This is a genomic window from Myxococcales bacterium, from assembly GCA_016706225.1.
Lineage (GTDB): Bacteria > Myxococcota_A > Polyangia > Polyangiales > Polyangiaceae > JADJKB01.
Map to the genome: position 1 here is coordinate 383,982 of JADJKB010000005.1, position 16,505 is coordinate 400,486.

The window sequence follows — 16,505 nt, forward strand, 5'->3', positions numbered from 1 at the left end:
TGACCGCTTTTGTGAGAACGCGGCTGCCCGCCCTGGCTTGCAGGGTCCGGCAACGAACCCGGTCAGGGCAAGCCAGCCCTCGCCAAAATCGCCGAAAATCGCGGTTTCCGCAGGTGTCGGGCCAGGGTTCGGCCGGCCGGCTCGGGCTTCGCTAGACTCAGCGCCGTCATGACAGAGGACTTCGTCGGTCGGGTGACCCCCGCCCTCGAGGCAGTCGTCGCCCGGGTGCTACCGGGCGCGAAGCTGCTCTCGGTGCACCCGTTCGGGATCGATGACGCCGAGGCGCAGGATCGCGGGACCGCCAAGGGGTCCGGCTACGGCGTCCCGCTCCGGCTCGACGTGAGCCAGCCAGACGGGGGACAGCTGGCGCTGGTCTTCCACACGGCCTCGAGTGATCAGTTCGGACACGATCGCCGCGCAGACCGGGCTGCCGGGTTGCTGCTCGCCTTCGATCGCTTCAATCAAATCCCCGCCCACGTTCGGGCGCTCGACGTGGGCGCCATCCGCAAGAGTGACGACGGACTGATTTCTCTCGCCGACGCCGGGGAGTTCTACCTGGTGACGTCGTTCGCCGAGGGGCAGGTCTACGCCGATGAGCTCCGTCGTATGGCCCATGCGGGCTGTGCGACGGCGGACCAGGTTGAACACGTGGAAGCGCTCGCGCGCCTGCTCTCGGAGCTGCACGCGGAGAAATACCAGGATGCACTCCGGTACCAGCGAGCGCTGCGGGATCTGGTCGGAAGTGGGGAGGGGATCTTCGGCCTGATCGACTCGTACGCGTCGGACGTGCCCGGGGCTTCCCCGGAGAGACTGCGGGCGATCGAAGCGCGTGTTGGCGACTGGCGCTGGAAGCTGCGCGGGCGGTCTCAGCGGCTGTCCCGCATCCACGGGGACTATCATCCGTTCAACGTGCTTTTGTCCGAGGCCGGCGAGATCTCGCTGCTCGATGCGAGCCGCGGCTGCCAGGGAGATCCCGCGGACGACGTGACGTGCATGGCGATCAACTACGTATTTTTCGCGCTCGAGCACCCGGGCAGCTGGCAGAAGGTGTTCCGCGAGCTGTGGCAGCGTTTCTGGACGGTCTATCTGGAGCAGAGCGGGGATCTGGAACTGCTCGAGGTGTGTGCGCCGTTCTTGGCGTGGCGCGGTCTCGTGGTGGCAAACCCGGTCTGGTATCCCCACGTCGAGGTCCAGGCGCGCGAGCGGATGTTCGCCCTCATCGAGCGCAGCTTGGCCGCCGAGCGCTTCGACCCCGCCTTCGCTGACGAGGTGTTGGCATGAGCGGAGTGGTCGTTTGGTTGACGGGCAAGCCGTCGAGCGGAAAGTCGACGTTGGCTGGGTTGCTCCGCGAACGACTGGTCAGCGAGCACACGCCGACCTGCGTATTGGACGGAGATGAGGTGCGGGCGGCGTTCGTGCCGCGCCACGGCTACGATCCGAAATCCCGAGACGAGTACTACGCCACGCTGGCCGGGCTCGCGGCGATCCTGGCGCGACAGGGCCTGGTGGTGGTGGTCCCCGCGACGGCTCACCTGGAGGCGTTCCGCGAGCGCGCTCGGAGGCTGGCGCCCCGCTACGTCGAGGTGTACGTCGAGGTCAGCGAGGCGGAGGCGGAGGCGCGCGACTCGAAGGGGCTGTATCGCGCGGTGCGGGAAGGCCGCTCGGGCGGGGTGCCGGGAGCGGATGTGCGCTACGAGGTCCCGAGATCTCCCGACATCGTTGCGTCGGGCGGACATGACACGCGGGCGCTGGCTCGGCTGCTCGAACTGATCGCGGAGCGCTCCGAGTCGCGTGCCTGAGCTTCCCGAAGCAAAACCGGCGCAGCGCACGGACGGTGCGCTGATGATCGCCCTTGCCGCGGGCGCGTGGGGGACCTGGAGTTTATTCTTCAGGCCCGCAGAGGCCATGGGCGGCGTCAGCCCGGCGCTCGAGGCGTTCGTGATCTATGCGACGATCCTCGGTGCGACGGCGCCCCTCGCGCTCCGGGACCGCCCCCGTCGCCGCCGCCCGCTCCGAGCCTGGCTCCTCCTGGGCATACAGGGTGTGTTCGACGCGCTGAACGGCCTGTTGTTCTTCTGGGCGATGCAAAAGACGACGCTCGCGGTGGCCGTGCTCACACACTACCTGGCACCGGTGTTGGTCTCGCTCGGGGCGCCGTTCATGGTCGGCGAGCGTGTGACGCCGAGAACCTGGGGCTCGCTCGGGCTCGCTCTAACGGGACTCGTGGTCTTGTGTGAACCGTGGCGCGGACACGAACGCGCGGCCTGGACGGGCGCTGCTCTGGGCGCCGGCAGCGCGGTCTTCTTTGCGGCGAGCTTGCTCGCGGCGAAACGCCTGGGCAGACATTTTGCGCCCACCGAGATCCTGGCGTGGCACCTGCCGACGGCCCTGCTCACGATCGCCTGTTTTTTGCCTGCAAGCGTGCTGAGTGCGCCGCCTCCCGGTTTGGGCCTGCTGGTGCTCGCCGGGCTCGGTCCCGGTGCTCTCGCCGGCGTGCTCTTCATCCGCGGGCTCGCGCACACCGACGCCAGCCGGGCTTCGGTCTTGATGCTGCTCGAACCGGTCGTTGCGGTGGTGGTGGGTATTCTGGCTTTCCGCGAGTGGCCGGGCGGAGCAGCGTTCGGCGGTGCCGCGCTGGTGCTGATCGCCGCGTACCGGGTGCTCAGCTCGGCGCCGCGACCGCCGGCGGCCACGCAGAGTGTCCGCGTAGTCGCGTCAGAAGCTGCCGATCGCTCGGAGAGCCCAACCGGTCCATAATGCGCCCGCGCGTTGTCAGCGAGGACCCTTGTTTCGGCGTCTCATCAATCTGTTCAAGTTCCGGATCGAGCGGCTGTTCTTGCGCGGAGCGCACTACCGGCTGCTCGTCATCGCGCTGTCGATCGGGCTCATCTCGGTCGTAGCCGGCTTCGTCGTTTATCGCACGGGGCACGACTTTGCTCGGCCTGGCCAGGCGGTGTGGTGGGCATTCTTGCGCCTCACGGATCCCGGCTACCTCGGCGACGACGAGGGCACACTCAAGCGCACGGTCTCCACGATCGTGACGATCCTCGGTTACGTCGTATTTTTGGGTGCGCTGATCGCCATCATGACCCAGTGGCTCAACAAGACCATCGAGACCCTCGAGAGTGGTCAGACACCGGTCGCGCACAACGGGCACGTGCTGATCCTGGGCTGGACCAATCGCACGGCCACCATCGTGCGCGAGCTGATGGAGTCCAGCGAACGCCTGCGACGATTCCTCCAGCAGCACGGCCAGCGGCGCCTGCACCTGGTGGTGCTCGCCGAAGGCAAGGCGAGCGTCGTGACCCAAGAGCTCCGCGAGCAAGTCGGGAGCGCCTGGGACGAACGGCGCATCACCGTGCGGACGGGCTCGTCGCTGCGTATGGCCCACCTCGAACGTGGTGACTTCAGCAATGCCTCGGTGATCGTGATTCCGGGCTCCGACTTCGCCGAGGACGGTGCGTTGCAGAGCGACGCCCGGGTGATCAAGGTTCTGCTGGCCGTCAGCGGTTTCCTGAAGCGGGTGGGCAAACGGCCGCCGCTGATGATTGCCGAGATCTTCGACGCGCGAAAGGAGACCCTCGCTCGAAGGGCGTACCACGGTGACGTCGAGATCGTGGCGAGCCGCGCGATGATCGCGCGGCTGATCGCCCAGTGCATCCTCAACCCGGGCATGAGCCGGGTACACCAAGAAATCCTCACTCGCAGCGGGACCGCCCGGGTGTTCGTGCGGGAGCGCCCCGAGGTGGCCGGCGCGTGGTTCGAAGACGTTGCCCAATCGTACGAGCAAGCCGTGGTGCTCGGGGTGGTTCGTTCGGTCGATGGGAGCTGGGTGTCGAAGCTGCATCCGCGAAGGGACATGCGGCTCGAGGCGCACGACCGACTGATCTTGCTGGCTGCGGATCGGCAGGCCACGGATCCCGACCAGGCGCCCCGCCAGCGACCCGAGGGAGAGACCTCCGTCGAGGCGCCACGGCCGAGTCGCGCACCGCCCAGCCAGCGACTCCGTCGAGTCTTGGTGCTCGGTTACAGCCGCAAGCTGACCGCGATGATCCACGAGCTCGAGCGCTACGAGGACGAACGCTTCGAGGTCGTCGTGGTCTCGCGCATGAGTAAGAAGAAGCGGCGAGCGCGGCTCGAGCGCGGGCTGACGACGGGTCGGGTGACCGTGCGCCAGGTCGAGGCCGACTTCACGCTCACCTCCGAGATCGCCGCGCTCGAACCCGAGAAGTTCGACTCCGTGGTCGTCGTCGCGAGTGACTGGTGGGGCACGCCGGATGGCGCTGACGCCCGGAGCATCGTGGGTTGTATGGTGCTATTCGAGGTGCTCGCCGAGGTGAGCTCGAAACCGAAGGTGGTGGTCGAGCTGCTCGATCCCGAGAACGCCTCGCTGGTGCGGGAGCTGTGTGACGACCTGATCGTGAGCCCGCTGCTGCTCAGCTACCAGCTCGCGCAAATCGCGCTGCGGCGCGAGCTCGGGCTGGTCTTCGACGAGCTCTTTGGTCCGGGCGGCGCCGAGGTCACGAGTCGTGAGCCCGCTGACTACGACCTCGCCGGCCAAGTGACCTTCGGCGAGATCGAAGCCGCCGCGCGGCGCCACGGCGAGCTGGCCATCGGGTACCGAGTGCCCGCCAGCGCGGATGCCGATGGCATTTCGCTCGTGCCTGCTCAGGACGCGAACGTCGACGTATCGGGTGACACGCAGCTGCTGGTGATCATCCGCCGCGCCAACGGCGACTGAGGCCCGCGCGGATTGGCGCGCTCGGTGGAGGCAACTACAGTTGGCCGGCGATGCCCGAGCTCCCGGACGTGATGATCTACGTCGAGCGCCTGCGCGCTCTCACCGAGGGTCGGACTCTGGAGCGCGTGCGGGTCGTGAGCCCGTTCGTCGTTCGGACCTTCGACCCGCCGATCGGTGAGCTCGCTGGCCGGCGTGTGGTCGGTGTGGAGCGCTTGGGCAAGCGCATCGTGCTCGCCTTCGAGCAAGAGCTGTTCCTGGTCATCCACCTGATGATCTCTGGGCGCTTGCGCTGGCGGCCGCCGGGTACGCTGGTGCCAAAAAAAGTCGGGCTCGCCGCCTTCGACTTCGACTCTGGCGCGGTGGTCTTCACCGAAGCGAGCAGCAAGAAGCGCGCGAGCCTGCACGTCGTGCGGGGGCGGCCGGCGCTCGAGCCGTTCGACCGAGGGGGCATCGAACCCCTCGACGCGAGCGTCGGCGAGTTCTCGGCGGCGCTCTTGCGGGAGAATCGCACGCTGAAGCGCGGGCTCACGGACCCGCGCCTGGTGAGCGGTGTTGGCAACGCGTACTCCGATGAGATCCTCTTTCGTGCCGGGCTCTCCCCGGTGCGCCTGACCCGGCAGCTCGACGACGAGGAGCTCGCTCGTTTGCACCAGGCGACGCAGAGCACGCTGACCGAGTGGATCGAGCGTACGCGGGCCGAGGTCGGCGATGGGTTTCCCGAGAAGGTCACGGCGTTCCGCGACGGCATGGCGGTCCATGGGCGGTTTGGGCAGCCGTGCCCGAAATGTGCCACGAAGGTTCAGCGCATCCGCTACGCCGAGAACGAGGTCAACTACTGCCCGCGATGTCAGACTGGGGGCAAGCTGCTGGCCGACCGCGGGTTGTCCCGCCTGCTCAAGGGGGACTGGCCGAAGAGCATCGACGAGCTCGAGGAGCGGCTGGGGCGCACGGAATGACGCAGTGATTGCGCGCCGCAGCCAGCGCAGATTCGTCCCACGACGTTGCCGCAATTCTGCGCTACAAATGCCGACGAGCTTGCCATGCGCATCTCCCGCATCCTGGTCCCTGTCGAATATTCGGAATCCTGCCTGGGCGCGCTCCGCCTCGCGGCAGATTGGGCAACCGCACTCGGCGCCGGGCTCGAGATCATCCACGTTTGGGATCACCCCCCGCACGTCCCCGCCGAAGCAACCGTCGAGCACCCACCCGGGGTGAAACAATCACTCTTGACGTTGATCGCGGAGAACGCCGCGCGCGAGATGCGTGAGTTCGTCGCCAAGGCAAACTTGCCGCCAAGCCTCGCCGTGTCGGAGCACCTCGAGAGCGGCGATCCCGCGGCGGCCATTCTGGTCGCGGTGGAGCGACATCACGCCGATCTGGTGGTGATCTCGACCCACGCCCGGCGCGGTTTTCGCCACTTCTTGCTCGGCAGCGTCGCGGAGCGAGTGGTTCGCTTGTCGCCGGTGCCCGTGCTCACCGTGCCCGCGACAGTTCCGGTCTCGGGCACCTGACGAAGATGCCCGGTTTCCTCGCCGAGTGGACCACCCGCGCGCGCCGCTGGGTTCGCGGTCGCCCGTTCACGCTCTGGTACGATCCGGCGTACCGCCTGCCCTTCGCCTCGCTCGAGGCGAGCACCGGCATCGATCCGCGGCGGGCCGACATGGTCGTGTCCTACCTCTTGGGAGCGGGTTTCCTGCTCGCGCCCGACGTGCGCGCGCCGAGTCGTATCCGCTACGAAGATCTCGCGCGGGTTCACTCCGCGGAGTTGCTCGAGTCACTCCAAGATCCGGTGGTGCTCGGCAACGTGTTCGCCGTGGATCCGTCCGACGTGGTCGTCGAAGAGGTCCTGCACACGATTCGTCTGGCCTGTGGCGGCACCCTCGATGCGACGCGCGAGGCGCTTCTGTCGCGCAGCCCGACTCTGAATCTGCTCGGTGGTTTTCACCACGCGGGGCCCAACAAGGGTGGCGGGTTTTGCATCGTCAACGACATCGCGGTCGCCGTGGCGGCGGTGCGCGCCGAGGGATACACGAAACGCGTGGCTGTCCTCGATCTGGACGCACACCCACCCGACGGCACGGCGGCGTGTTTTGCGGGGGACCCGGCCGTGTGGATCGGCTCGCTGTCGGGGGCCGACTGGGGCAAGCTCGAGGGGGTCGACGAGACCGTGTTGCCCAAGGACTGCGACGACGGCAGTTACCTGTCCGCGCTCGCTGCGCTTCTGTCTCGCATGCCCCCCGCGGGCCTGGCCTTCGTGCTCGCCGGCGGGGACGTGCTGGCTCACGACCGGTTTGGTGCGCTGGCCCTGAGCCTCGACGGAGTCCGGCGGCGTGATCTTGCCGTGCACCACGCGCTGGCAGGTGTGCCCGCCGTGTGGCTTCCCGGGGGTGGGTACACCGTGGACGCTTGGCGCGCCCTGGCGGGCACGGGCATGGTGCTCGCACGAGCCTCGAGGACTCCCATCCCGGCTGCCGCGGATCCGCTCGGTGCGATGTTCTCCAAGGTTGCCCGAGAGCTCACCCGCGACCAGCTCGAGGGACCCTTCTGGATCACCGAGGCCGACCTGTTCGGTGATCTCGATCGGCGCTCCCGGGGCTCACCGCGTTTTCTCGGCTACTACACCACCGAGGGCATCGAATACGCGTTCTCGCGCTACGGGTTGCTCCAGCAACTGCGGCGCCTGGGCTACGGCGCTTTTCGCGTGGCGGTCGATCGCGACGAGCGAGGTGACCGCTTTCGATTGTTCGCCGAGGCCGACGGCGTAGAGCATCTGCTGATCGAGTGTGTGCTCGAGCGGCGCAAGGTCGCGGACGAAGACGTGCTCTACGTACACTGGCTCACGCTGCGGCATCCCCGGGGGCGATTCAGCGAAAAACGCCCGCGTCTGCCCGGGCAGGAGGAGCCTGGGCTCGGACTGTCGCGCGAGGCGGGACAGCTGTTTCTGCGCGTCGCCGAGCGTTTGGGTCTGGCGGGTGTCGCGTTCCGGCCTGCCTGGCTGCACACGGCCTACGCCGCGCGCTTTGCCATGGTTTTCGTCGACGCGATTCATCAGGCGCACTTCGAAGCGCTGCTCGAGCAACTCGCTCAGGTCCGCCTCGCCGAGCTGAGCCAGGCCATCGCCGATGGGCGCGTGACGCTCGATGGTGAGCGATACACCTGGGAGGCCGGCGAGATGGTCTACTGGCTGGACCAACGCTCCCCGGCGCGTGAGCTGGTCGAGCGCGAAAAACAGCGCGCGCGCTTCGCGCTAACGCCGACGCCGGCTCGGGCCGCGGCGACCTGAGCCGCTCGAGTGCTCAGCGAGTGACGAGCACGGGACAGTGGGCGCGTCGCAGCAGATCCATCGCGACGGAGCCAAGCAGGAGACGTTCCAGTCCGGTTCGCCCATGTGTGCCGACGACCACCAGGTCGGCGTGCACGTCCTCGGCCATTGCCAGCACGCCGTCGGCGGGCTTCCCAAAGTCGATCGCGGCGGCCACGCGCTTGCGATTCAACTTGAGCCCCGACTTTTCTAGCTCGTCGATCTCCTTGGCGATGAAACGCTCGAGTGTGCGCTGGGCCGCGTCGTGAAAAGTCTCGTGCATCTCTGCGCTCTCGACGACCGGGCGACCCGGGCCGTGACCTTCGGCCACCGCCACGCAGTAGATCTGAACGTCGCGGTAGAGAGCCATGTCGAGCGCTGCGCGGAGGGCTCGTTCACTCTGCTCCGAGTAGTCGACGCCGACTACGATCTTGTAGGTCTGCGGCACGGGCGGGGGAGGCGGAGGAACGCTGGGCATGCCCCGTCTATCTGCCGCTTTCGCCCCGGCGGCAAGCGGCTCTCGGGTCGAGCCCGGAGGGCCGCGCGCGAGTCGCGCGGAGTTCGCCGCTCGTGTAGGCTCCGCGCCCGGTGAAAGCCCAGCCGCCCGCGCACTGCCTGACCCGCTACGTCATCCGTGTGCGGTTCTGCGAGACGGATCTGATGGGGATCGTGCACCACGGCTCGTACCTCAATTATTTCGAGGCCGGTCGCGTGGAGTACATGCACCGGCGTGGGGTCGACTATCTGGAATGGGCGAAGCAGGGTCTACACCTGCCGGTCGTGGATGCCGGGCTTCGGTATCGAAAGACCGCCCGCTTCGACGAGCGACTCGTCATCGAGACACGCTTGGTCGAGCACACTCGGGTCACCGTGCGTTTCGGCTACCAGCTGTTTCGCGAGAGCGCGGCGTCCGACGAACTCGTGACGGAGGGACACACCTTGCTCGCGTGTGTGGACGACCGGCACGCACCTCGGCGGATCCCGGCGGAAATGCTGGCGCTGTTCACCGCGCCCGAGACTCACCCGCGCCCGATCGATGCGGCGTAGGGGCTCGGCGCTGCAACGTCGGGCCGCGTCGAGAGCAGGCTCGGCGGAGGTGAAGCGTGAGAAGCGCCGAGTGTGCGAGTCTGGTGTCAGAGCGTCACAGGCGGCGGTCGCTCGCCGCTCGGCGAGGGGACGTCGACGTCGGCTTGGCTCAGGTCGAGTCCAGCGTGAGCGAGAACCTTGCGCGACACGTGGATGGGCACCCCGCTGCCGATGGCGATCGCGATTGCATCCGACGGGCGCGCGTCGAGCTCAATCAGCTTGCCGTCTCTCGAGAGCACGACCGTCCCGTAAAATACGCTCTTCTCCAGCTTGTCGACGCGCACACTCTCGACCTTGCCCCCGAGCTTCTGGATGGACGCGTCGAGCAGGTCGTGGGTCAGCGGTCGGTCGAACGACTGCTTCTTCAGGCGCAGCTGGATCGACAGCGCTTCGGTGCCAGCGATGAAAATCGGGACGGCCAGCAGCTTGCCATCCTCCACCAGGAGTACGGCGTCGCCCCCGTGCGGCAGTCGGGTCACTCCGCCCACGTGTACCCGCGCGTAACCATCGGGAATGGCGACCGGCGACGGGCTGGTGGTCGCGGCGGCGGGGGTCGCCGGCGGGGGCTTGCGAAAATGCGCCTTGATCCTCGCGCAGCCTCCGACAGAGAAGGCGAGGAGAACGACGAGAGCTCCGCTCCGCAGCATGTTGTGCGACCTCGAGAAGCTTAGCGCGGATTGTCCGAACGGCGAGGGCTACCGGCTTTTCTCCCGAGTCCGGCGCGTGTGCTCCGGCGCGTGTGCTCCGGCGCGTGCGCTCAGCCGCGAACGCGCGGCACCCGGATGCGAGGTCCGAGACGGACGGACAGCTCCGTCAAACCCTCGAACGCCTCGCCATCGATGATCGGCGCGAGCGCCTCGTCGCCGGTGGCCTCGATGCACATCTCGCGACCCTTTCGCTCGAGCAGTCGGTCGCTGGGAATGGCGCCGCCTCGCGCAAGCGCCGGCAGCGCCATGATCATTTCTCGTGGCACGATCTCCCCTGCTTGAAAGTGCAGGTCTCCGTCGTGCCGCGCCAGCGGAAAGACCCGGAACACACCGCCCAGGTGGAGGTCGATCGCTCCGGCGTGGATCGCGCCGTGGTGCTCGCCTGGGACCAATTCCCCGTCGATGGTGACGCGGGCCGGGGTCGGGCGAAACACGTCCTGGCCGTAGCGCAGGAATCTGGGTGGCAGCGGCACCCTGAGTGTGCCGGCGGCGCGAGATGCGACCGCCTTCAAGACCACCCGCACGATGGCGCCGGCTCCCAGGCTTCTCTCTTGGTAGTACTTCGAGAAAAACCGCTGGCCGATCCCGCCCGCGGCGAGTGCGAACCCCAGTCGGTCGAAAGGCTCACCGTTCTCGAGTTTTCCGGTCAACCAGAGCGAGTCGATCTCGACGACTGGCGGCATGCGACCGTCATCCAGCTCCTTCACCAGGCTGAGGACGATGCTCTCGGCGTGGCCTCGAATGCCTACCTTCTTGGCGACGAAGTCGATCGTGCCGCCATTGGTCGGCAGCAGGGGCGGGAGCATGCTCACGTCGGGCACGAGTTTCCGCGCCTCGTTCAGCACCCAGTGCAACGTCCCGTCGCCGCCGTCCGTCACCAGGACGTCCGGGGGATTGTCCAGGATGGACTTCACCGCGTCGCCGAGCTCGTCCAGGGTCTGGGTGGCGTGCACGGCGCCCCGTCGCCCGACGATGTGCTCGAGTCGAGCTGCCCGCCCTCGGAGACTTCGCCGTCCACCTCGGGCGTTGGGATTGAGGACGATGGCAATCGCTTGCTTCAAGCTGGGCTCCGCTCGGCGGAGCTTCCGAGCGCGCGGAGTCTACGAAATTCGCGCTGACAGCGCTGCCCTTCCCCGGAAGAAACCCGAAAACGGGCGTGGTTCGCGCGATCCGGGCTACGCTCCTGGTCAGGGATGAGCGATCGGCACAAGCGCCCCGAGCGACCTCGGACGTCGATGGTGGATCGCGCGTGGGACGAGGTTCCGAGCGCGATCCCCGACGACACGATGATCGATCCCACGGTCGACTCGAAGGAGCTCACTTCACCCGACCCGTCGCGCCGACCTAACGAATTGATGGGTTCGCAGCCCCAAGGAGGAGCGAGCGCGCTTGGTCTGCCTCCCGCCAGCCGGACGCCGGTGCCAGCGACGGCCGAGGCCGGACCGTCGCATGCGTCGCCCGTGAGCTCCCGCGCGGGACATCATTCCGCGCCCCCTCCACCCCCGTCGGGGCGCGCCTCGGTGCCGCCCGCACAGCCGTCGCGTCCTTCTGCGCCCCCGCCACCGTCGCGGCGTGCCTCGGTACGACCGGCGCGGCCCTCGGCGCCGCCACCCGCACCACGACGCGTCTCGCATCCGCCGCCGCCGCCGATCGATACCGTGACCGCGTCGCTGGGGCAGCTCGTGGCTGCGCCCGACGCGCCGCCGCCGCCGTCCGCGGCGGCTCCGCCACCCCCTTCTGCCGATGCGCCGCCACCGCCGTCCGCGGCGGCTCCGCCACCCCCAACCGCTTTTGCGCCGCCTCCGTCTGCGGTCGCGCCGGTGCTACCGGTCGCCGCGCCGATCGGTCCGTCGAGTCTGGCCCCGACTCAGCCTAGCCCCGCGGCCGGCGTTGGCTTTTTTGCCGACGCAGCACCACCGAGCGGAGCCGACGTTCGCTCGGTAGATCAGCTGCCGACCTTGCCCGATGCGCTGAGGCAGCGGGTGCGCGTCGGCCAGGGTGCGGGACCGCTGTGGGGTTTTGCTCTGATCGCAGTCGCGCTGTCACTCGGTGCCATGGCGGTGTTCTCGGGAAGTTGCTCCGCCCTGCTCGCGCGGAGCTCGAACTCCGCTCCGGTCACGACGTCGTCTGCAGCCACCTCCGCGCCGGCGCCGTCCCTGCCGGAGCCCGCACCGCCCGCGCCGGCGCCGACCCCGTCGGTCAACCCCGCGAACGACAAGGCCGCGCTCGCTGCCATCGCGGCGCGGTCGCCGCGCGAACGAAGTGTGGCCGATGTGCTCACCGCGAGTGCGGCGCGAGGCAGCGACAAGCGGAGTGGCATTCGAGATGACGCGGCCCGTGCCAGTCAAAACCCGCTCTTTGCCGGCAGCCCCGGAGCTGAGCGCGAAGCTGCGAGCGGCGGCAGCGGATCCCGATACGATGCACGATGCGCTGGGCGCAATGGCCACCCTACCGTCGCCAGCTGGTCCCGACCTGCTTTACTATTTCTGGTCCACCCGCAAAAAACAGGATCCGTCAGCCGAGCTCGCCGATGCGTTGCTGCAGACGAAGGAGGTGCGCGACCGCGCCTCACCGGAGCTCTCGGCGCTGCTCGACCTGCGCGCGGCGGAGAGCTGCGACGACGTGAAGGCGGCGCTCGCGAGCGTCGAAGCCCGGGCTGATCGTCGGGTGATCTCGCTTTTGAGTCGATTCGGTCAGAAGCGGGGTTGTGGGGACCGCAAACGCGCCGACTGTTTCCCGTGTCTGCGCGAGGGCGACGAGCTCAAGAACGCCACCAAGAGCGCGATCAAACGCGCGCCGCCCAAGCTCTGACTCGTGCTTCGCCCTTTCGGGCGAAAGCCGGGACTGCGCGCCCGCCCAATCAGCCAGAGCTCACGCGACGCGGGGCTTGGCGTTGTGCGCGAGCCGCTTCGCGAGCGCCTCGTTCATGCCCACGAACCCTCGGGCCATCGCCGTCAAACGCGGCCCCATGTACTGCACTAGCGCCCCGGTCAGCTCTTCGCCATGAACCAGGCGCGTGCGGTCGCCCGCCAGCGGTAAGAGCTCGAAGTAGTGCTCGCCATCGAACAGGCCGCGCACGAGGAACTTGCTGGTCCACCGCAGAGTCGCGGGCGGCTCGATGCGTGTCAGCGTCGTCACGAGCTTGCGATCGTTGCCGCCCGCCGATGAGAGCACCAGTGTCAGCCGTTCACCCAGCTCCAGGCGGCCGCTCACCGAGCTGATGAACGGATTCCACTCTGGGTAGCGGGCGAAGGCGATCAGCTCGTCCCAGACCGCCTGGGGCGGGGCTGCGATCTCGATCTCGGTTCGAAGTTGCATCGCCGGGACTCAGGCCTTCGGTCTCGACGCAGCATGTTAGCCCGGGTCCGCCGGGGATCCAGGCTCGAACGTCGCTTCGACGTCGATCTGGCTGGACTCCAGCGCTAGGCTAGGGCGCACGCATGCAACTCGCATCTGTCCGATTGATTGGTGTGGGTCCGTTCGAAGACTTGCTGGTGCCGTTTGCGGACGACGACGGGCGTCCGCGCAGAGTCACCGTGGTGTTCGGCGGCGGCGGCGTAGGGAAGACCACGTTGCTCTCGGCCATCGCAGCGACCCGACCCGGTCATGCGGTTGCGCTGTCGGCTGCGGTGCTCGGCGCCGCTCCGCCCGGGCTCCATCGAGCTCGTTCCACGCCGCCGCAGGCCATCTGTGAGTACTTCCTCGGTCAAGACGATTCCGAGCGGCCCCACACCCTCCCGGTCGGCTCACCCGGCGCCAGGCTCGGCGAGAGCGACGAGGAGGAGACGTTCCGACGTCGCGAACAGGCGCTGTTCGACAAACGCGCCGCCGCCGGTGGATTTGCTTTTCTTTCGTTGCCCGCCCACCGATTTTTTTCGCGCCAACCGCTGGCCTTCAGCGCGCCAGGTCGGACTGTGGCGCGCTACGACGTGCGGGGTCAAACGACTCTCGACGAAGCGACGCGTGCCGACATGACCCGGGAGACCAAACAGGCGCTGGCATACGCGGGCATTGGGGCAGCTCTCTCACAAAAGGGAAACGACCGCGGGCGGAGACTCGATCTGCTCGGGAGTGCGATGCACTCGGCGGTGGATCACCTGGTGGCGCTGGCTGGGTTCGAATACGCGGGCCTCGACCCGGCGACCTTCGAGCCGTTGTTCGTCGACGCTGAAGGTAGGGAGCGGTTCTTCGATGCGCTGCCGACTCGAGCCCGCCACCTCGTTGCATTCGCGGCACTCGGCACCCGGCTGTTGTTTGCGGCCCATCCCGGCGCGGATCCCCGGACGGCAGAGGGCATCGTGGCCATCGACGAGGTCGATTTGTACCAGGACGCTGCCGCCGCTGCGGGGTTGGTGGGCGCCCTGACCCGAGCGCTGCCCGGCGTGCAGTGGCTGCTCACGACCAGCTCGCCGGTCGTCGTTGCGTCGGTGGACGCCCGCGACGTGGTCGCGCTCCGCCGCGCGACCACCGACGATCGTGTCGAGCTCTACGTCGGCGACGAAGCGCGGACGCACTGAGCGCGCTCAGAGGCAGCTGTTCTTGGTTCCGGGGCTCGGGGCCGACTGGGACTTGAAGCTCGCGCCCATGTCTTCGCTGGTCTCGTCGTGGCCCGAGATGCCGTTGCCGCCCGAGGTCTTCTCGCCGCTCTCGATCTTGCAGCGCTCGATGGCCAAGCTGGCGCCGCCGTCGCCGGCTACGCCTTGGTTCGCGGGCTTCTGGGACGCGGCAGCCGTGTCGGCCTGGTAACCGCTGACTCCGGTCTTGTCGACGCGGGTATTGGCGTCGAACTGCGTGCCCCACGTGACGTAGTCGACGTCCTTCACGGTGGAAGCGCTGCCGTCCCAGCTGAAGAGCACGATCATCTCGCGGTCGTTGCTGATGAGCGCGCCGACCTGGCTACCCACGCTGCCGTTCGTGGGGATCAACATCGCCGGCACGCTCTTGGACGCACAGCTCAGCGCGGCAGCGGTGGAGTTGAGCGTGAAGTCGGGGCACTTGCCGAAGGTCGCCTCGAAGGTCGGTTTGCCGCTGACGTTTTCTGGCGCGACCACCAGCACGGCGCCAGCCGCGAGCTTCGTGCCCGCCGGGAAGCGCGCGAGGAAGTCCGTGTTCGGAGTGCCCTGGGGGTTCCACGGACCGCTCGTCACCTTGTAGTATGCAGAGTTGTCCGCGACGTAATAGTTGCTGAGATCGACCTCGGCATTGGTCGGGTTCCAGATCTCGATGAACTCCGCGCCGCCCGGCTCGATCCCCACTTCGCTGATCAGCAGATGATCGCCGACCGTGCCGCCGCCGTCCGTGCTTGCGTCCGAAGTGCCTCCGCCGCTGCCCGAGGCGCCGCCGCCGCCCGCAGCACCCCCGGTGTTCTGACCTGCCACACCGCCGGTGTTGCCGCCGCCGGTTCCGCCCGTCGCGCCACCGGTGCCGGTTCCGCCCGTCGCGCCCGTCGCGCCCGTGCCGCCGAAGTTGCCCGCGCCGCCGGCACCTCCGCCTCCGCCTCCGCTGCCGTCGGAACCACACGCGGCTCCCAGCACTGCGAACACACCAACGACACCGAGACCCAAGACGAAGTGAAAGGTACGCATGACGGCTACTTTCCCGCGCATAGCCCTGCTGTCAATGACGGCCGGAATCTCGTGATATCGTCGGCACCTGGCGACCTCGAAGCACAAGACCCTCGCAAAGGCGGCGCTCGGCTTGGTCGTCGCCTGTGGTCTGGGAGCAGTGATGGCCTGGGGTTCATGGCTGAAAATGCCGGGCAAGAGCCACGCAGGCCCCCTCGCGCCTCTCGACGCCGACGGGCTCGTGTTGCGGCGCGCGCTCGAGTCCGAAGTGCAGGTCCTCGCCAGCGAGATTGGGGAGCGAAACGTCGGCACCCCCGCCGGACTGGCCAAAGCCGCGCGCCACGTCGAGGCCGCGCTCGCTCGTTCGGGACGCGCCGTCGGAGTGCAGAGTTATCTCGTCGGCGGCGTCGAGTGCACGAACTTCGAGGTCGAGCTGCGAGGAAGCAAGACTCCCGACGAGATCGTGCTCGTGGGTGCGCACTACGATTCGGCGCCCGGCACTCCCGGCGCCGACGATAACGCGAGCGGCAGCGCGGCGCTGCTTCAGCTCGCTCTGCGTCTATCGGCCCTGCCGCGCCCGCCCGCGCGCACGCTGCGCTTCGTGGCGTTCGTCAACGAAGAGCCGCCCTACTTCCAGACGGCGGACATGGGGAGCTTGCGTTACGCCAGGCGCTGCCGTGAGCGCGGCGAAAAGATCGTGGCCATGCTCAGCCTCGAGACCATCGGTTATTTCTCAGACGCCGAAGGCAGCCAGCAGTATCCACCCCCTCTGGGTCTTTTCTATCCGACCCGAGGAGACTTCATCGGCTTCGTCGGCAACCCCGGTTCGAAGGAGCTGGTGCGGCAAGCCGTCGGAGTATTTCGAGACAAGGCACGGTTTCCGTCCCAGGGTGCTGCGGTGCCGGGAGCATTGCCCGGTGTCGGCTGGTCCGATCACTGGGCGTTCTGGCAAGAGGGTTACCCAGCCATCATGGTCACCGACACCGCCCCCTTCCGAAACCCGAACTACCACCGCGCGGGCGACACACCCGACCGCATGGACTTCGAACGGATGACGCGCGTCGTGCTCGGAGTCGAGCAGGTGCTCTTGGCGCTGGCTGGGTGAG

General features: G+C 68.0%; 17 protein-coding genes. 11 read left to right on the forward strand and 6 right to left on the reverse strand.

Annotated features, from left to right (window positions below; genetic code table 11):
• Nucleotides 1-168 precede the first annotated feature (168 nt).
• The 7 genes from IPI67_09460 (at nucleotide 169) to IPI67_09490 (ending at nucleotide 8,024) form a co-directional block, all read left to right on the forward strand.
• Nucleotides 169-1,281: an aminoglycoside phosphotransferase family protein gene (locus IPI67_09460; protein ID MBK7580418.1), complete on the forward strand. Its 1,113-nt coding sequence runs from the start codon at nucleotides 169-171 to the stop codon at nucleotides 1,279-1,281.
• The gene (locus IPI67_09465; protein MBK7580419.1) at nucleotides 1,278-1,799 is read left to right on the forward strand and encodes an adenylyl-sulfate kinase; all 522 of its coding nucleotides are present in this window, start codon (nucleotides 1,278-1,280) and stop codon (nucleotides 1,797-1,799) included. The genes IPI67_09460 and IPI67_09465 overlap by 4 nt, the downstream gene beginning before the upstream one ends.
• A complete protein-coding gene (locus IPI67_09470; protein ID MBK7580420.1) occupies nucleotides 1,792-2,757 on the forward strand; it encodes a DMT family transporter in 966 nt (321 codons plus the stop codon). The genes IPI67_09465 and IPI67_09470 overlap by 8 nt, the downstream gene beginning before the upstream one ends.
• Before the next feature lie 28 nt (nucleotides 2,758-2,785).
• Nucleotides 2,786-4,741: a hypothetical protein gene (locus tag IPI67_09475; protein MBK7580421.1), complete on the forward strand. Its 1,956-nt coding sequence runs from the start codon at nucleotides 2,786-2,788 to the stop codon at nucleotides 4,739-4,741.
• A 50-nt stretch (nucleotides 4,742-4,791) separates the two neighbouring features.
• Entirely contained in the window at nucleotides 4,792-5,697 is a 906-nt protein-coding gene (locus IPI67_09480) for an Fpg/Nei family DNA glycosylase (protein MBK7580422.1), read from the forward strand.
• An 84-nt stretch (nucleotides 5,698-5,781) separates the two neighbouring features.
• Entirely contained in the window at nucleotides 5,782-6,252 is a 471-nt protein-coding gene (locus IPI67_09485; GenBank protein ID MBK7580423.1) for a universal stress protein, read from the forward strand.
• Between the two features lie 5 nt (nucleotides 6,253-6,257).
• On the forward strand, nucleotides 6,258-8,024 hold the full coding sequence (locus tag IPI67_09490) for a histone deacetylase (GenBank protein ID MBK7580424.1): 1,767 nt from the start codon (nucleotides 6,258-6,260) through the stop codon (nucleotides 8,022-8,024).
• Between the two features lie 13 nt (nucleotides 8,025-8,037).
• Here the strand turns inward: IPI67_09490 and IPI67_09495 are convergent, their stop codons facing one another.
• The gene (locus IPI67_09495; GenBank protein ID MBK7580425.1) at nucleotides 8,038-8,520 is read right to left on the reverse strand and encodes a universal stress protein; all 483 of its coding nucleotides are present in this window, start codon (nucleotides 8,518-8,520) and stop codon (nucleotides 8,038-8,040) included.
• Between the two features lie 110 nt (nucleotides 8,521-8,630).
• On the opposite strand from IPI67_09495, the gene IPI67_09500 reads away from it, so the two are divergent.
• The gene (locus IPI67_09500) at nucleotides 8,631-9,089 is read left to right on the forward strand and encodes an acyl-CoA thioesterase (protein MBK7580426.1); all 459 of its coding nucleotides are present in this window, start codon (nucleotides 8,631-8,633) and stop codon (nucleotides 9,087-9,089) included.
• An 86-nt stretch (nucleotides 9,090-9,175) separates the two neighbouring features.
• Here the strand turns inward: IPI67_09500 and IPI67_09505 are convergent, their stop codons facing one another.
• From IPI67_09505 to IPI67_09515, 3 genes are all read right to left on the reverse strand, one after another.
• Nucleotides 9,176-9,775: a bifunctional nuclease family protein gene (locus tag IPI67_09505; protein MBK7580427.1), complete on the reverse strand. Its 600-nt coding sequence runs from the start codon at nucleotides 9,773-9,775 to the stop codon at nucleotides 9,176-9,178.
• A 110-nt stretch (nucleotides 9,776-9,885) separates the two neighbouring features.
• The gene (locus IPI67_09510) at nucleotides 9,886-10,896 is read right to left on the reverse strand and encodes a retinol dehydrogenase (GenBank protein MBK7580428.1); all 1,011 of its coding nucleotides are present in this window, start codon (nucleotides 10,894-10,896) and stop codon (nucleotides 9,886-9,888) included.
• Nucleotides 10,897-11,780: 884 nt separating this feature from the next.
• Nucleotides 11,781-12,071, reverse strand: a complete 291-nt coding sequence (locus tag IPI67_09515; protein ID MBK7580429.1) for a hypothetical protein — start codon at nucleotides 12,069-12,071, stop codon at nucleotides 11,781-11,783.
• Between the two features lie 101 nt (nucleotides 12,072-12,172).
• On the opposite strand from IPI67_09515, the gene IPI67_09520 reads away from it, so the two are divergent.
• Nucleotides 12,173-12,646 (forward strand): hypothetical protein, encoded by a 474-nt coding sequence (locus IPI67_09520; protein MBK7580430.1) that lies wholly within the window; start codon nucleotides 12,173-12,175, stop codon nucleotides 12,644-12,646.
• 60 nt (nucleotides 12,647-12,706) lie between these two features.
• On the opposite strand, the gene IPI67_09525 is transcribed toward IPI67_09520, so the two are convergent.
• A complete protein-coding gene (locus tag IPI67_09525) occupies nucleotides 12,707-13,153 on the reverse strand; it encodes an SRPBCC domain-containing protein (GenBank protein MBK7580431.1) in 447 nt (148 codons plus the stop codon).
• 122 nt (nucleotides 13,154-13,275) lie between these two features.
• On the opposite strand from IPI67_09525, the gene IPI67_09530 reads away from it, so the two are divergent.
• Nucleotides 13,276-14,352 (forward strand): hypothetical protein, encoded by a 1,077-nt coding sequence (locus IPI67_09530; GenBank protein ID MBK7580432.1) that lies wholly within the window; start codon nucleotides 13,276-13,278, stop codon nucleotides 14,350-14,352.
• Nucleotides 14,353-14,358: 6 nt separating this feature from the next.
• Here the strand turns inward: IPI67_09530 and IPI67_09535 are convergent, their stop codons facing one another.
• Complete coding sequence (locus tag IPI67_09535) at nucleotides 14,359-15,420, reverse strand: lamin tail domain-containing protein (protein MBK7580433.1); 1,062 nt, start codon at nucleotides 15,418-15,420, stop codon at nucleotides 14,359-14,361.
• A gap of 142 nt (nucleotides 15,421-15,562) precedes the next feature.
• Here IPI67_09535 and IPI67_09540 point away from each other — a divergent pair, with 142 nt between their 5' ends.
• Nucleotides 15,563-16,504 carry a M28 family peptidase gene (locus tag IPI67_09540; protein ID MBK7580434.1) on the forward strand — a complete coding sequence of 314 codons (942 nt, stop codon included), beginning with the start codon at nucleotides 15,563-15,565 and terminating at the stop codon, nucleotides 16,502-16,504.
• Nucleotide 16,505 lies beyond the last annotated feature (1 nt).

Excerpts from the sequence above, each read along its gene's own strand:
- IPI67_09485 (MBK7580423.1), top strand. The coding sequence starts at position 5,782 with ATGCGCATCTCCCGCATCCTGGTCCCTGTCGAATATTCGGAATCCTGC.
- IPI67_09465 (MBK7580419.1), top strand. The coding sequence starts at position 1,278 with ATGAGCGGAGTGGTCGTTTGGTTGACGGGCAAGCCGTCGAGCGGAAAG.
- IPI67_09535 (MBK7580433.1), bottom strand. The coding sequence starts at position 15,420 with ATGCGTACCTTTCACTTCGTCTTGGGTCTCGGTGTCGTTGGTGTGTTC.
- IPI67_09495 (MBK7580425.1), bottom strand. The coding sequence starts at position 8,520 with ATGCCCAGCGTTCCTCCGCCTCCCCCGCCCGTGCCGCAGACCTACAAG.
- IPI67_09490 (MBK7580424.1), top strand. The coding sequence starts at position 6,258 with ATGCCCGGTTTCCTCGCCGAGTGGACCACCCGCGCGCGCCGCTGGGTT.
- IPI67_09480 (MBK7580422.1), top strand. The coding sequence starts at position 4,792 with ATGCCCGAGCTCCCGGACGTGATGATCTACGTCGAGCGCCTGCGCGCT.
- IPI67_09530 (MBK7580432.1), top strand. The coding sequence starts at position 13,276 with ATGCAACTCGCATCTGTCCGATTGATTGGTGTGGGTCCGTTCGAAGAC.
- IPI67_09460 (MBK7580418.1), top strand. The coding sequence starts at position 169 with ATGACAGAGGACTTCGTCGGTCGGGTGACCCCCGCCCTCGAGGCAGTC.
- IPI67_09540 (MBK7580434.1), top strand. The coding sequence starts at position 15,563 with ATGGCCTGGGGTTCATGGCTGAAAATGCCGGGCAAGAGCCACGCAGGC.
- IPI67_09505 (MBK7580427.1), bottom strand. The coding sequence starts at position 9,775 with ATGCTGCGGAGCGGAGCTCTCGTCGTTCTCCTCGCCTTCTCTGTCGGA.
- IPI67_09525 (MBK7580431.1), bottom strand. The coding sequence starts at position 13,153 with ATGCAACTTCGAACCGAGATCGAGATCGCAGCCCCGCCCCAGGCGGTC.
- IPI67_09515 (MBK7580429.1), bottom strand. The coding sequence starts at position 12,071 with ATGGCAGCGAGCGCGGCCTTGTCGTTCGCGGGGTTGACCGACGGGGTC.